The organism is Orrella sp. 11846 (assembly GCF_048820935.1).
GTDB lineage: Bacteria > Pseudomonadota > Gammaproteobacteria > Burkholderiales > Burkholderiaceae_B > Algicoccus.
Genome location: NZ_JBMERD010000018.1, coordinates 34,870 through 49,518 on the forward strand (window position 1 = coordinate 34,870; position 14,649 = coordinate 49,518).

The 14,649-nt window shown below is 51.6% G+C and carries 17 protein-coding genes; all 17 read left to right on the top strand.

All coding sequences use genetic code 11. From position 1 onward, the window contains the following. Positions 1-2: 2 nt before the first annotated feature. Positions 3-1,328, top strand: coding sequence for a hypothetical protein (locus ACOI06_RS12820; protein WP_420662987.1), 1,326 nt, complete (start codon positions 3-5; stop codon positions 1,326-1,328). Then, a complete protein-coding gene (locus tag ACOI06_RS12825; protein ID WP_420662988.1) occupies positions 1,285-1,821 on the top strand; it encodes a TylF/MycF/NovP-related O-methyltransferase in 537 nt (178 codons plus the stop codon). Before ACOI06_RS12820 ends, ACOI06_RS12825 begins: the two co-directional genes overlap by 44 nt. After that, complete coding sequence (locus ACOI06_RS12830) at positions 1,818-2,114, top strand: head-tail connector protein (RefSeq protein WP_420662989.1); 297 nt, start codon at positions 1,818-1,820, stop codon at positions 2,112-2,114. The genes ACOI06_RS12825 and ACOI06_RS12830 overlap by 4 nt, the downstream gene beginning before the upstream one ends. Continuing rightward, positions 2,114-2,482: a head-tail adaptor protein gene (locus ACOI06_RS12835; protein WP_420662990.1), complete on the top strand. Its 369-nt coding sequence runs from the start codon at positions 2,114-2,116 to the stop codon at positions 2,480-2,482. The genes ACOI06_RS12830 and ACOI06_RS12835 overlap by 1 nt, the downstream gene beginning before the upstream one ends. Further along, positions 2,472-2,660, top strand: coding sequence for a hypothetical protein (locus tag ACOI06_RS12840; protein WP_420662991.1), 189 nt, complete (start codon positions 2,472-2,474; stop codon positions 2,658-2,660). The genes ACOI06_RS12835 and ACOI06_RS12840 overlap by 11 nt, the downstream gene beginning before the upstream one ends. 4 nt (positions 2,661-2,664) lie before the next feature. Continuing rightward, entirely contained in the window at positions 2,665-3,159 is a 495-nt protein-coding gene (locus ACOI06_RS12845) for an HK97-gp10 family putative phage morphogenesis protein (protein ID WP_420662992.1), read from the top strand. A gap of 2 nt (positions 3,160-3,161) precedes the next feature. Beyond that, positions 3,162-3,530: a DUF3168 domain-containing protein gene (locus ACOI06_RS12850; protein ID WP_420662993.1), complete on the top strand. Its 369-nt coding sequence runs from the start codon at positions 3,162-3,164 to the stop codon at positions 3,528-3,530. Positions 3,531-3,651: 121 nt separating this feature from the next. Further along, the gene (locus ACOI06_RS12855; protein WP_420662994.1) at positions 3,652-4,161 is read left to right on the top strand and encodes a BRO family protein; all 510 of its coding nucleotides are present in this window, start codon (positions 3,652-3,654) and stop codon (positions 4,159-4,161) included. 39 nt (positions 4,162-4,200) lie between these two features. Beyond that, positions 4,201-4,674, top strand: a complete 474-nt coding sequence (locus tag ACOI06_RS12860) for a phage tail tube protein (protein WP_420662995.1) — start codon at positions 4,201-4,203, stop codon at positions 4,672-4,674. Between the two features lie 2 nt (positions 4,675-4,676). Then, positions 4,677-5,015 carry a hypothetical protein gene (locus ACOI06_RS12865; RefSeq protein ID WP_420662996.1) on the top strand — a complete coding sequence of 113 codons (339 nt, stop codon included), beginning with the start codon at positions 4,677-4,679 and terminating at the stop codon, positions 5,013-5,015. Positions 5,016-5,056: 41 nt separating this feature from the next. Beyond that, a complete protein-coding gene (locus ACOI06_RS12870) occupies positions 5,057-5,287 on the top strand; it encodes a hypothetical protein (protein WP_420662997.1) in 231 nt (76 codons plus the stop codon). A gap of 8 nt (positions 5,288-5,295) precedes the next feature. Beyond that, on the top strand, positions 5,296-7,941 hold the full coding sequence (locus ACOI06_RS12875) for a hypothetical protein (RefSeq protein ID WP_420662998.1): 2,646 nt from the start codon (positions 5,296-5,298) through the stop codon (positions 7,939-7,941). Continuing rightward, positions 7,941-8,273 carry a phage tail protein gene (locus ACOI06_RS12880; protein WP_420662999.1) on the top strand — a complete coding sequence of 111 codons (333 nt, stop codon included), beginning with the start codon at positions 7,941-7,943 and terminating at the stop codon, positions 8,271-8,273. Before ACOI06_RS12875 ends, ACOI06_RS12880 begins: the two co-directional genes overlap by 1 nt. Beyond that, positions 8,270-9,001 (top strand): phage minor tail protein L, encoded by a 732-nt coding sequence (locus ACOI06_RS12885; RefSeq protein ID WP_420663000.1) that lies wholly within the window; start codon positions 8,270-8,272, stop codon positions 8,999-9,001. Before ACOI06_RS12880 ends, ACOI06_RS12885 begins: the two co-directional genes overlap by 4 nt. Continuing rightward, entirely contained in the window at positions 9,001-9,777 is a 777-nt protein-coding gene (locus ACOI06_RS12890; RefSeq protein ID WP_420663001.1) for a C40 family peptidase, read from the top strand. The genes ACOI06_RS12885 and ACOI06_RS12890 overlap by 1 nt, the downstream gene beginning before the upstream one ends. After that, the gene (locus tag ACOI06_RS12895) at positions 9,774-10,373 is read left to right on the top strand and encodes a tail assembly protein (protein ID WP_420663002.1); all 600 of its coding nucleotides are present in this window, start codon (positions 9,774-9,776) and stop codon (positions 10,371-10,373) included. The genes ACOI06_RS12890 and ACOI06_RS12895 overlap by 4 nt, the downstream gene beginning before the upstream one ends. Next, positions 10,370-14,649: TipJ family phage tail tip protein (gene gpJ, locus ACOI06_RS12900; protein ID WP_420663003.1), on the top strand; the 4,280-nt coding region annotated here is incomplete at its 3' end. The genes ACOI06_RS12895 and gpJ, both read left to right, overlap by 4 nt.

Genomic DNA, 14,649 nt, shown 5'->3' on the forward strand with positions numbered 1-14,649 from the left:
CAATGGATCGCGCATGGTGGAATCATCACAAGCGTGAATTAGACAAAGTATTTACTGGCGACAAGGTGAGCGTCAGCAAGGTTTCAGGTGTTAAGTACCTGAAAAACCTAAAGTGTAAGAACTCTGGCCAAGGTGCGATTTTATATGCCTACAGCCAAGGCGCAGAACGAATTATTTTGCTTGGGTTTGATGCGCAACCTACCGATGGTCAAAGCCATTGGCATGGTGATCATCCTAAGCCATTAACGAATCCAAGTGCATTTGATCGCTGGCAGATAGAATTTGCCGAGGCTGCAAAGCGCACATCAGAAATTGAAGTAATCAACGCATCACGCGAAACGGCTTTGAGATGCTGGCCACGTGAGGATTTAGAAAGCGCACTGTCATTTACAGCATCAAAGCAGGCTTTTGTTGTGTCTGGCATGCATGGTGTTGGTGACACGCTGCATGAGCGTGCGGTTGTGCGTGAGTTGAAAAAGAATGGTGAGGTCTGGATCCATACACCCTTCCCTAGTTTGTTTTGGGACATGCCTGAAGTGCGGGTGCTGCGAAAGAACTCTGATCTTCCACCGCAGGCACGCAATGAGCGCCAAGAGTCAGACTTGTTTGACGATGCAACGCCACCAACGAACGCAAGGCAACTTCGCATTCAGTACGACCGGGCAGGTGTTTTGCGCCACGGTTCTGTATTGGCTGCGATGTCAGCAAAGGCAGGTGTGGCAACTGGTGACTTCAGGCTTGAAGCGCATCCAGACTGGTTATCACAAGCAGATGAATTGCTTGCACAGTGGAAACCAGACAAATCATTGATGTTTTATCGCCCTGTGATTGATCGAGTTCAGCACAAATTCTGTGCAAAACGCAACCCAGATCACAAGGCTTATACAGAACTGATTCGTTCGATCAGAGAACAGTTCTTTGTGGTTTCCATTGCGGATTCAACTACAGAGAAGATTGTCTGCCACGGGATCGAGCCTGATGTTGATAAGACAGATGGCAGTCTCACCATGGCACAGATTTATGGATTGATGGCGCATGCGGAGCTGGCGTTTGGTCCTGTGTCGTTTGCGACGATCTTGGCACAAGCGCTAGGTACTCCTGGCATTACGGTGTTTGGTGGTTTTGAAAGCAGCCTGTCTTTTGCAGCTGGTGCCAAACTCACACCATGGTTGGGGATTGATCCAGTCAAGCCATGCAACTGTTGGAATGCCCGTCATCGATGTGACAAACAAATCAATATGCCACAGGCCATTGAGCGAATCAAAGAGTTTATAGGTGAACACGTTGAGAACATTGATTGCAGGCAGGAAGTTACAAGCGCTGCTTAACGTGGTGCGTAAGTGCCGCAAAGTGCCGGGCATTGGCGTTGAGTTGGGTGTGTACCAAGGTGGATCACTTAAAGCGATGGCGCAAGCGGATTCCACTCGCAACTATTTTGGCTTTGACACATTTGAAGGTCTTCCGGAGCAGTCTTGGGATGAGTCTGAAGTGCATGTGCCTGGTGAGTTTTCTGATACGCATTTTGATGCGGTAAAGAAACGGCTGCCGAGAAATGTTCAGCTGAAACAAGGCATTTTCCCATTGAGTGCGTCTGATCTGGATCTTTCAGAGATCGCTGTTGCTCATGTGGATTTTGACTTTTACGAATCGACTCGCGCAGCAATCGAATGGTTACTGCCACGGATGTCTTCAGGTGGTGCCATCGTCTTTGACGATTACGAGTGGCGCAATTGCCCAGGTGTAAAACGTGCCATTGACGAAGCCGGTTTGAAGGTCGATACGAGACACAAGCATCAGGCTATTTATTGGGTACGGAAATGATTGATCTTGTTGTCGCAAAAGAGTTTCTGGACGTTATTCATAATGCAGATGATGCAAAGCTGCAGATGCTCCTTGATGGTGTCATAGATGAAGCATGCCAGTTTATGGGTATTGATTCTCTTGATGAAATTGAATCCAGCGCTCCAAGCTCAGGCACGATTCCTGCATCGATCACATTGGGCGTCATGTTATTGCTACAAGCTGTTTATCAAGCATCGCCTGAAGACGCAGAGATTTTGAGACGTGCTGCTGAAGTAAAACTCACACCCTATCGGACTGGTTGGGGAGCGTAATGCTTGCACATAGATTACGCCATCGAATCGAATTTCAAGAAAAGCAGGAAACACCCGTCGATTCGAACGGGTTTCGTGTGAATGGTGGTTGGGACACTGTTTATCTGGATTCAGATACACCATTGGACTCTGTGCCTGCAGAAGTTCTTACTGGACCTGGGCGTGAGCTGATCGCAGCTGGTGCCACACGCTCAGAAATCAGCGCACGTATTAACTGTCGTTGGTTCCCGGTAAATGAGCACGAGCTAGCAGCTTGGCGCATTGTGTGGGACGGCCGTATTTACAACATCGTTTCAATCGAGACGGATGCAACAGCGCGTCGTGAGTGGCGCTTTCAGGTGAAAGATGGTGGCACAGATGGACTCTGAGCGTTTGGATCGTATTGAGCGTAGTTTGGCTGAAATCAAGACCACATTAGAAATTGTTCAGAACGGTTTGACCGCGTTGATCGATGCACTGGCAGAAGAAGATGAGGCCCCGGTCTCATTTGATCTGGATGGCAATGAGTTGCCGATGGAACGTGAGCCGGGTCAATCATTAGGTTAAAGACATGAAAGTTGAGATGAAGTTGCAAGGTGTTGACGATGCGCTAGCAACACTCAAGAAACTTCCACCTGAGATTGTCAGCAAACGAGGCGGTCCTGTGCGTGCTGCGCTGGCTAAAGGTGCTCGCATGATTCGTGATCAGGAGAAAGAAAACCTGCGCTCAATCGTTTCCGCCAGCCCAGATACGACTGGATTGCTTGAGAAAAACATTGTTGTAAGTCGTGGGAAGCAGATTCATGGCAGCAAGGGTGAGCGTTATTTAGTACGGATCCGGCGCAAAGCGTATGACCAAGAAAAGATTGGCAAACGTGAAAAGGCAGGCAAACGGGTCACGACATACAAAACGGCTGCTTTGCTTGAGTACGGTTCAAAGCATCAAACAGCCACACCGTTCATACGTCCCGCAATCATACAAAAAGGTGGTCAAGCCATTGCAGTGATTACGCAAGACTTGAATCGGCGTATTCAACAGATCGTAAAAAAACTTGCGAAGGCATAACCATGTTTGCACCCATTTATTCAACACTGGACACACCCACGATTAAGAGCATTATCTCTGATCGTATTTATGCGTTTGACTCTGCTCCACAAAACGTAAAAACGCCTTACATCACATGGTTCGTGGTAGGCACTGATCCACACAATCAAATCTCAGGTGCACCCTGTGGTGACACCGACACAATCCAGATTGACTGTTGGACTGGTCCCCAAGATGGCAGTGAATCGGACTGCGTTGCGCTTGCGAAAGCAGTGCGTGATGCACTGGATGTAGCTGGTCAAGCCAACCGAGTGATCATCAATACGCGTGATACGGATACAAAGCTTTTCAGAATCGGCTTGCAAGTCGAGTTTTTGCACAATCGTTTTTGAAGCAACTTTCTTTTTCTTGGCAACCTTAAATCGGTAGATACCGAGCCTGTGAGGGTGGATGTGCTTTGAAAGTACGGGCTGTCCAACACGGATGGCCCTTTTTGTTTTTAAGGAGATACTGATGAAAGAACTTATGTTCAGAGACAGAACCTTCCGTCTGATTGAGCAAGATGGAAAGCAATGGGCTAGTGCAGCAGATATTGCACGTGCTTTGGGTTACAGCCGATCTGACAAGGTGAACCAAATATTTGAGCGTCATGAAGCGGAATTTTCAGCATCCATGACATGCATCACGATGGTTCAAGACCTGGACCCTCAAACTGGGGTTCCAGGTCAATTTCGTACAGCACGGGTGTTTAGCCTTCGTGGTGCACACCTAATTGCTATGTTTTCTCGCACAAAAAAAGCTCAGGAGTTCAGACGCTGGGTTCTCGATATTATTGAGCGCCATCAAGCTGAACCATCATTAATCCAAGAATGGTTCGACGCAAAAGCTGCGTTGGACGCTCAGGACAGATTTGCCAGCCTTTGCGGTCGAGGGCTAAATGAACACAAATATCGTAAGCCGCCACTGAGAAAACGAGTGGCAGCACTTGCCAAACAACTTCAACCCTCCCTTTTTCTGCACTAGCCCGGTAAACAACCGGGCTTTTTTTATTGAGGTATTGCCATGTCATTAGCAACCCAAGGAACGCACTTGTTTTTTCAGTCTGACAGTGCGTCAGATGGCTTTTTTAAAATCACCTGCCCCACTGGAGTTTCTGGGTTGGGCGGTGCGCGTGAACAAATTGATGACACTTGCTTAGATGCAACTGATGAGCGTAGTTATCTTGCTGGTTTAGCTGCTCCAGGCACAGTGTCAATTCCATTCAACTTGGATCCACAAGCCGTTGACCATCATGAATTCTTTGTTCTGAAAGAATCCGGAGAAAAGATCCAATGGCTTGTTTGCCTGTCAGACGGTGAAGATGCTCCAACCGTTGATTCAAATGGAGATTTTGATCCGCCTTCGGATCGAACTTCCCTTGAGTTCACAGCATATGTCGCAGACGTAGAAATTGACATTGCAACGGCTGACAAAGTGACAGGCACATTAACTCTGCAACGTTCTGGCAAAGTCACCCCCTACTGGAAAGGTATCTAAACATGTTAGATAACGCATTTTTCGTTTCGGACACAATCCATGAGCGTGAGGTAGAGCTTGCTGATGGCAGTAAGCACAAACTTTACTTCAAAGAAGTTCCGGCTGGAGCATATAGACGATTTGCTTTTGATACTGAGTCTGATAAAGAACAGGTCCGAATCGACGCAATGGCACGCCTTGTCACTGCGTCCCTGGTCACTCCGGACGGTAAATCAGCGATCACTTTTGAACAAGCTAAAAAACTGAAAGCAGCACCAATGCTGTCTATTTTCTTAGCAATTCAGGAGGTGAATGGCGTTGCAACCCCAAAGACAGAGACTGGCGATTCTGGCACATCCTAGCGTTGGCGCTGGGCAAGACTGTGACAGAGCTGCAGTCGATCATGCCTGTTAGAGAATTCCAATCTTGGAAGCTGTTTTACAAAGAGTCGCCATTCGATGACCATCATCGATTTCACAGACCTGCCGTTCTTGTCTCATCGAGCATGAGTCGCGGTAATGCAAAAGACAAGTTCGAGTTTCTGGTGCCAACACCAATCCCTGATGACATGACATCAGCCGATATGACAACACTGGCGGCGTTCGGTTTAACGCCACCTGCAAATAACGAATAGGAGAAATTATGGCAACTGCTGGATCCATTGTTGTCGAACTCCTGATGCGCACCGGTTCGTTTGAAACTGACTTAAATCGCGCCTCTAAGCGCATGAATGAATTTGATCGCAGCCTTAGTCGATACGCTCGCAACGTTGCGTTGATGGGTACGGCAGTCGTAGGCGCTTTTGCTGGTATGTTGAAATCCGCATCAGGTTACATGGATGAGATGGGAAACGCAGCCGAGCGCACGTCCGTCTCTACTAAGTCCTTTACTGAATTGGCGTACGCTGCTGAACGGGCGTCATTGTCCACAGGTGAATTGCAGCGCATTTTGCGGCGCTCAACAGAGGCCATTAATCATGCCATTGACGGCACAGGCAAGCAAGCAGACGCGCTCAGGCGGCTTGGCGTGTCGGCGCACGACTCTACGGGCAAGTTAAAAACCGCCGACGTGATGCTAAAGGACTTAGCGGATCGGTTTTCAAAGCTAGAGCCAGGCGCAGAGAAAACCAAACTTGTGCTTGATCTATTCGGTCAACAGCTTGGACAGAAAGTTATCCCACTGCTGAATCAGGGCGCTGAAGGCATGGAAGCGTTCGCAGATGAAGCGCGACGCTTAGGGCTAGTCATTGATGACGATGCGGCGCGTGCTGCGGCAGAGTTTAACGATATTTTGTCTCGCATGGGTGCGGGGCTTAAAGGCATGGCCGTGGCAATGGCTGGCGAGGCTTTGCCAGCGGTTAACGCGCTCATGCAGCGATTCTCATCAGTGAGTGGCGCGCTGGCAGACTTCGGACGCAAAGCTGGCAGTGCGTTTGCGCAGGCTGCTCAGTTTGCGGGTGCAATTTTAGACGCGCTTGCGCCACTTGGAAAGGCGCTGATGTCCGTGGCACAGTACGCCGATATTGCTGTGGCGGCCATTGCTGGGTTTTACGCGCCAGCGGTACTGTTAGGGTTGGCGGCGCTATCCAAAGCGCTGTTAGTCGGTGTAGCAGGTTCGATTAAAGCGATTACTGCGGCGATGATTGCTAACCCGATTGGCGCGATTGTGGCGGCGTTGGTGGCGGCTGCGTACACGGCTTATAAGTTTCGAGACAGCATTGACGAGGTTTTCGGCATCGATTTGATGCAGATCGTCAAAGACTCTGCGAACTACATCGTTAATAGCTTTGTTCTAGCCTACGAGCTGGTTAAATACTCGTTTAGCAACTTTCCGACTGTGATGGCGGCTGCTGCGATCGGCGCAGTAAATTACGTCAATCGCGCGTTCGATACGATGATTCGAGCAGCCGTGTCAGGTATTAACTTCCTGATTCGCGCCATCAATAACATCCCTGGCATCAATTTGGACGAGATTGAAGCGTTCCAGTTCGGTACGTTTAAAAACAAGTTTGCTGAGAAGATCGCATCCGACATTAACGCGGCTGAGATTATGGCGCGCGATATGTTCGCAGGTATGGCAAGCCCAGATAAAAAGCCCACAAGCGAGTTCGCGGGGCTTGAGTTGCCGGGGCTTGATGATGCTGGTGGCAAAGGCAAGGGTGGCGCAGCCAAAGCGCAGAATAACTATATTTCCCAGATGCAAGAGCGTATCGCGTTACTAGGCAAAGAAACCGAGTACGAAAAACTGTTAGCCCAGCTTCGCATCGGTTCGATTAGCTTTGCCACGGAAGCCGAACGCGAGTACGCGCTGGCATTGGCGCAAACCCACGATATGCTCACTAAAGCGCAGAAAGACGCGCAAGACTTCCAAGCGCTCATGAAGACGCTCTATCCAGAGCGTGCAAAGGCCGAAGAATACGCGGAGCAAGTGCGACTTGTGACTGAAGCCCACGCGATGGGCGCGATTGATGCCAACGAGTTTGCAGACGCCTTGCAGCGCATCGAGGACTTAGCAGGTGATGGTGACTTTTGGACAAACTATATCGAGGGTCTGGAAAAAGCGTTACATAGTTTCGACGAACTCGCAGGTAGCACGTTAGAGAAATTCACACGTGGGTTTGGTGATGCTTTTTCATCCATGATTATGGATGCGGAAGACTTTCAGACCGCGATGTATAACCTTGCATCTGGCATCTCACGATCAATTATCAGCGCTCTGGGCGAGATGGCTGCCCAATGGCTGGTGTACCAGGGTGTGCAGCTGCTTGTCGGCAAGACAACGCAAGCCTCGGCCGCGGGTGCCATGATGGCTAACGCAACAGCTCAAAGTTTACAAGCAGGTTTAGCAGCCTATGCGAGCACCGCAGCCATTCCAATAACAGGTCCGGTGATGGCTCCGGCAGCAATGGCCGCTGCGATTGCTGCAACATCCCCGATGGTGGGTGCCATTGGCGCCGCAGCGCTGTCAGGTATGGCCCACGACGGTATTGACAGTGTTCCAGAAACTGGAACATGGTTGCTGAAAAAGGGTGAGCGCGTCGTGACTTCTCAGACAAGCGCAAAGCTGGACGCGATGCTGGACAAGTCAATGAAAGGCCAAGGCGGCGGCAACGCCGTGGCGGTCACTGTCAATATCGCCAACGGCAAAACGGACACAACAGCTCCGAGCGGCTGGGAGTCGTTCGCGCGAGAGATCGGCGATTTTGTGGACGCTCGGTTTAAAGAGCTAGAGGCGCGCTCGAACATGCAAGGCGGCGCTGCGTGGTCTGTTCGTCAAGGAGTGCTCTAGTGGAAACTTTCACGTGGTGCCCGCGCGTCGACGCGAGTGGTGAGTACGCATATCGCGTGATCGATGCGCAATTTGGGGACGGCTACAAACAGTCAGTTGGCGACGGGTTGAATACAGAAACAAGTTCCTGGTCGCTGAGTTTTCGTGGCCGCTCAGACAAAATCGCCCCGATTCGGAACTTTTTGCGTGCTCGGCAGGGTTTTCAGCCTTTTAAGTGGACGCCTCCTCTCGGCGATGAGGGCGTTTATGAAGCAAGAAAGCTGAGTCTCGTGGCCATCGGCGGGGGAGTTTATGACTTGAGCGTGACTTTCACGCAGAGGTTTGAGCCGTGATTCTTGAAGACGTTCAAAAACTTGTACCGGGCAACTTAGTTACTCTGTACGAGATTGACTGCCGTGCCATCGGCGGCGATGTCGAGCGGTATCACAACCACAACGACGGCGAGATCGTCTGGCAGGGGCACAGCTACCATCCGTGGGCGATCGAAGCCAAGAACTTTGCGCGCACAGGAGAAGGCCAGCAGCCACGGCCTGAGTTGACTGTTGGCAACATCGGCGTGGACGATGAGGGTGAGCCGATCACTGGTGTCGTGACGGCTTTGTGCTTGGCGCTTGATGATCTGATCGGTGCCAAGGTGACACGCAAACGGACGTTTGCAAAATATCTTGACGCGGCTAACTTTCCCGACGGAAACCCGTCAGCAGATCCCAATGAGCATCTGCCTGATGAGCAGTGGTTGGTGTCGCGCAGGAAGTTAGAGACGCCACAAGCGGTCACTTTCGAGCTCACGAGTCCGTTGCAGTTTGACGGCGCCCGTCTGCCATCACGGCCTGTGATTGCAGGCGTCTGTGGCTGGCTTCTGATTGAAGCACCATTCGGCGGGTATCGCGGTGCGTACTGTGGCTACACGGGTGCGCAGATGTTTGACGAGGACGGAAATCCGGTCACGGATCCATCGCTGGATAGGTGCGGGGGCAGAGTGTCTGATTGCAAGAAGCGCTTTGGTGAGCACAATCAGCTGTCATACGGCAGTTTTCCATCAGCTGACAGGTTTAACTAATGCGCACATACATCAGAAAAGCCATCGAGCGCCATGCGCTTGAGGACTACCCGCGTGAGTCGTGTGGATTGATTGTGGCAGATGGCGACAAGCAAAAATACATACGGTGTCGCAACGTGGCAGAAAACGGGCAGGACTTTAGGTTACCGGCAGAAGACTACGCGGCGGCAGAAGATCATGGGCAAGTGTTGGCGGTTGTGCACTCGCACATTGACCGTGACGCCATGCCTACAGAAGCTGATCTGGTGTCGTGTGAAGTTACAGGCCTGCCTTGGCACACTATCGCGGTTGGCCAGGATGCGGGCGAAGACGCACCAAAAGTGCTGGGCTGGCACTCGTTCGAGCCGAGCGGATACGTCGCGCCGTTGGTGGGGCGATCTTTCACGCATGGACAGCTTGATTGCTACACGCTCATTCGTGACTTCTACGCGCGTGAGCTCGGTATCGAGATTCCAGACTTTGATCGTCCAGATAACTGGTGGGACAAGCCTGAATACGGTGAGCTTTACTTAGAAAACTTCCAGAAGGCTGGATTTAACCGAATCGACGAGCGGCCGCGATATGGCGATGTGATTCTGATGCAGTACCGCTCGGATCGCACGAACCACGGGGGTGTTTACATCAGTGACGAACCGCTGAAATCACAGCCGGGACTGCATCCTGTGCCCAATGCGTTGTTGCATCACGCAATGCCGCGCTTGTCAGAGCGTGTTTTGTATTCAGGCTACTGGTCAGATATCACCCGCATGATTGTGAGACATAAGGATTTGCTATGACTGACAAAGTTCGCACAGTGCGACTGTACGGCACGTTGGGCGCCCGTTTTGGTCGTGTGCATCGTTTTGTGTGTGCTGACACAGCAGGGGCTATCAGGGCCCTGTGCCACATGGTGCCGGGCTTTCAGCCGTTTTTGTATGAGTCCAAGGACCGTGGCCTGGGCTACGCTTGCTTTATCGGCAAAGAAAACATTGGAGAGTCGGCACTGACTGCGCCGGCTGGCGATGAGGACATCCGCATTGCGCCAGTGATTATCGGTTCAGGTCGTGGTGGTTTCTTTCAAATTATTTTGGGTGCCGCGCTAATTGGCGCTGCTTTCTTTACAGGCGGCACGTCGTTGGCAGCATGGGGCACGCTGCAATACGCGATGGCAGGTCTTGGTGCTGGCTTGTTATTCGGCGGCGTTGCATCAATGCTCACACGTCAGCCAGCAGGCCTGCAAAGCGTTCAATCTACTGACAACGGACAGTCGTACACATTTAATGGACCTGAGAATCTGACGGCGCAAGGCAACCCGGTTCCTATTCTCTACGGCGAGGCAATTGTGGGCTCCATCGTGGTGTCAGCTGATATGTACTCCGAGGATCAACAATGACAGTTGAGATCAAAGAGATCAAGGGCGGATTGAGCGTTCGAGGCTCAGGCGGTGGCGGCAAAGGCGGTGGCGGTTCAGCTCGCACGCCGGTTGAGTATCCGGATAGCGCGCGATCAATTTCATACGCTGTGCTGTTAGACGTAGTCTCCAACGGGGAGATTGAAGGCTTTGTACATCCCAACGAGCCTTTGCGCGATGTGTATCTCGATGGCACGCCAATCCAGAACACAGACGGATCGCTCAACTTCGAGTCTGTGCAGATGGAGTACCGCGCTGGAACTGTCGACCAGACGCACATTCCAGGCTTTCCTGCATCAGCGCACACTATTTCAGTCGGCGTCGAGGTCAAGCAGAGCCAGCCGTGGACACAAACAGTCACAAACTCTGATCTATCTGCGTTGCGCGTCACTTTGCGCTGGCCGGCACTTTTGCGGGTTGTTGAGGAGGGCTCAAGCGCTGGAGATCGAACAGGCACACGTGTTGATTACGCAATAGATCTTGCGACTAACGGCGGTGTTTTTGTCGAGCAGTTTAGTACGCATGTAGAGGCTAAAGCGCGCAACTATGAGCGCACGCATCGTATTGATTTGCCGCCTGGCACAACGTGGACTATACGTGTCAGACGACTTACAGCTGACAGCACGAACGCGATGCTTGAGAACGCCTTTCATGTGCAGTCGTATGCTGAGGTTATTGACGGAAAATTTCGCTATCCGATGACAGCACTGGTTGGTCTGAAGGTAGATGCGCGTCAGTTCTCGCGCATTCCAACTCGCGCTTATCGACTGCGCGGTATGCGCGTCAGGGTGCCAAGCAATTACGATCCAGTTGCGCGGACTTACTCAGGCGTCTGGGATGGTTCGTTCAAGACAGCGTGGTCAAACAACCCAGCGTGGATTTATTATGACCTACTGACGAACAGGCTTTACGGCTTAGGCGATCGAATCAGCGCAGAGATTCCTAATCGCTACGCGCTGTATCAGATCGGTGCGTACTGCGATCAGCTAGTACCTGACGGGCTTGGTGGGACTGAGCCGCGCTTTGTCTGCAACGTATTCATTCAAAAAGAGGCGGATGCGTTGCGCGTGATCGGCGACTTGGCCAGCGTCTTTCGCGGCATCTCTTACTGGGCTGGTGGCATGGTTGAGCCGGTCGCAGACATGCCCAGTGACGCAGTTTACACATATACTAACAGCAACGTCATTGATGGTATTTTTGAGTACGCCGGCGCAGACAGCACGACGCGCAAAACCGTTGCGCTCGTGTCATGGAATGACCCGAGTGATTTCTATCGCGCGAAAGTTGAAGTTGTCGAGGATAAAGCGGGCATTCAGCGCTTTGGCATTCGTAAAGAAAAGATCACGTCCTTCGGGGCTACGTCGCGCGGGCAGGCAGCAAGGGCTGGCAATTTCTTACTCTACACGTCTAGAATGGAAGGCGGTGGCGTCACGTTTTCCGTTGGTTTAGATGGCGTCATTCCGCAGCCGGGCGACATCATTCGCATTGCTGACAAGAATAGAGCTGGGCGCACTATCGGAGGCCGGCTCAAAGCTGCCAGCGCGACGGTGCTGACGCTTGATAGAGATGTGTCAGCAGGCGCGACGCACATTGTTGTCAATCTTACAACAGGCGCAGCAGAAACTCGTGAAATTTTAAATGCAGACGGCGCAACTGTAACTGTAAAATCTGCTTTTTCATCTACGCCAGCTGCCCAGGCGGTCTGGTCTGTTAGATACAGTGATTTGTCTGAGCAGTACGCGCGAGTCATTTCGATCGCAGAAAATGACGGGATTAGATTCACGATCAGCGCAGTAGATCACCACCCAGGCAAGCACGCAGCAATTGACAACGGTGTACGGCTAGACCCGCTGCCGGTGTCGGTTGTGCCGCCTCGTGTGCAGCGCGCTCCAACGAACATTCAAGTCACGCAGCATCATACCTTCCACCAGGGCACGACGCGCCAATACGCCGAAATCACGTGGGATGCGCCAGAATACGCAGCGACCTACGACGTGCAGTGGCGTCGCGACAATGGCGAGTGGGTGCAGATGCCGCGCACTGGCGCAAGGCTTGTGCAAATTGAAGATATCTACGCTGGCACCTACATCGTCCGCGTTCGCGCAATCAATGCACTTGATGTGCCGAGCTTGTGGGCATACTCAGCGCTTACAGAACTCACCGGAATAGCCGGTACACCCCCATCGGTTACACATTTGTCGGCAACCGGTGAAGTGATGGCGATTCGACTTGGTTGGGGATATCCGGCAGGTCCGTCAATTATCGAGCGTGTGGAAATCAAGGCAAGTCTCGACAATGACTTTGGCAACAGTTATGTTTTAGCGCAGATTCCATTTCCAGCAAACAGCCATACGTTATATGGTCTTGGGTATTCCACTGAGACGTGGTTCTGGGTTCGCTTGATCGACAAAAACGGTTTGCCTGGTCCTTGGTATCCGTCTGAGTCTGGCGCGGGTGTGTTCGGAAAGCCCACACAGGACGCAGGTCAGATTCTTGACTATCTGGAAGGCAAAATCACTTCGGGCGAACTTGCTCAAGAACTTGTTGCACCGATAGAAAGTATCCCTGACATCAAATCATCGCTTGAGACGCTTGAAGATACGCGTATTCCAAGCATAGAGAGCACATTAGGCGATCTTGGGATTGACGTGGGTGTACTCGACACACGCCTTGATCTGCTTGATTCGCTGACACTTGAGGAGCTCTCGCTGATAGACGGCGCAGGTCTATTATCTGTTGTCCGAGATTTGTCCAGCGAACTGGCGACGATAGATGTCAAGTCAGACGAAATCGCAGAGGCGGTTTTGCGTGCTGCGATTGAGACCGACAAGAACAAGCGCAGGCTGACGGATGCAGGGATTCAGGTTGACCCTGACACAGGCGAAGTCTATATCTACGGTTTGCGCCAAGCAGATGAACGTATTGACTCAGCAGAGATCAGACTTCAAGCTGCGGAAGCAAACATCAACTTGAAGGCCAGCACGAGCTACGTACAGCAGGCAATTCTTGAGGCTGTACTCGACCCATCTCAAATCGCTGAGTTGGGTGACATCTTCATGCGCTTGGGTCAAGCTGAGGTAGATATCAGCGGTTTGGACTCTGCGATTACACTCAAAGCGGATCAGCTTGAGGTGCAAGGGCAAGAAGTTCGCTTGAGTACGGCTGAGGGCAAGGTCGATGCCTTGGAAGGCCAGATCGCGTTCAAGGCGGACATCACAGAACTGGACGCAGTTGAGAGTCGTGTTTCATCTACCGAGATCACGCTGAACTCTCTTGATATTCCTTCGATCACGCAGTCTGTGACCGATGTGCGGGCGCTCAAGAAAGAGCAAGATGATCTCGCAAATGCGACGCTGCAAGACATTCTGACAGGCGAGCGCAATCGTCAGACGTTGGATGCTGGTATCGCACTTGCAGAGACAGAGTTGCGAGCGCACGTTGATGACGGCTTGAACGCCGAGGCATTGGCGCGTCAAAGCCTTGCGGTGCAGGTGAATGACAATCGAGCAGCGAGTGTTGCTGAGTCACGAGTTCTCGCAAACGCGATTGAGGCTGAAGCGCAACAACGACAGAATTTAGCAGTGCAGGTGGGTGACAATTTATCCGCGATTGAAAGCGAAGCACTTACCAGAGCGAACGAAGATGAGGCACTGGCTGGACGCATTGACACAATGCAGATTGAAGTCGGTCAAAACACGTCCGCGATTCAGACTGAATCTCAGATTCGTGCGAACGAGAACGAGACACTTGCGGGTCATGTGATGCAGGTTCAGTCTGTGTCAAAGAAAGCTACAGACAAATTGGCTGAAGCTCAATTGCAAGACATTCTGACAGGTGAGCGAAACCGACAGGGATTGGATGACGTGATAGCAGTTGCACGTCAGGAAGTCTTGACACACGTTGATGAAGGTCTGAATGCTGAGGCGCTGGCGCGTCAGACGCTGGCAACGCAAGTTCAGCAAAATCGATCTCAGATCAGTGATACGCGTAGAGTATTGTCTGATCTTGATTCAACCCAAGCGCAAGTTAACGTTTCGCTGTTGTCGCGTATGGGCAATGCTGAGGGCTTAGTTGCAAGCCTTGAGGCGACAAAAATTACGGCAGCACAGGCTGAGTCGATTGCACAGTCAGAAGTCAGCGCAAGGATTGATGGACCTGAAGGCCTTGACGCAAAGGTGCAGAATCTTGAGGCGACAAAGGTTGACGCGACGGGTGCGACTTCGGTGGCGCAATCTGTTGTGAATTCGAGGTTTGGTAC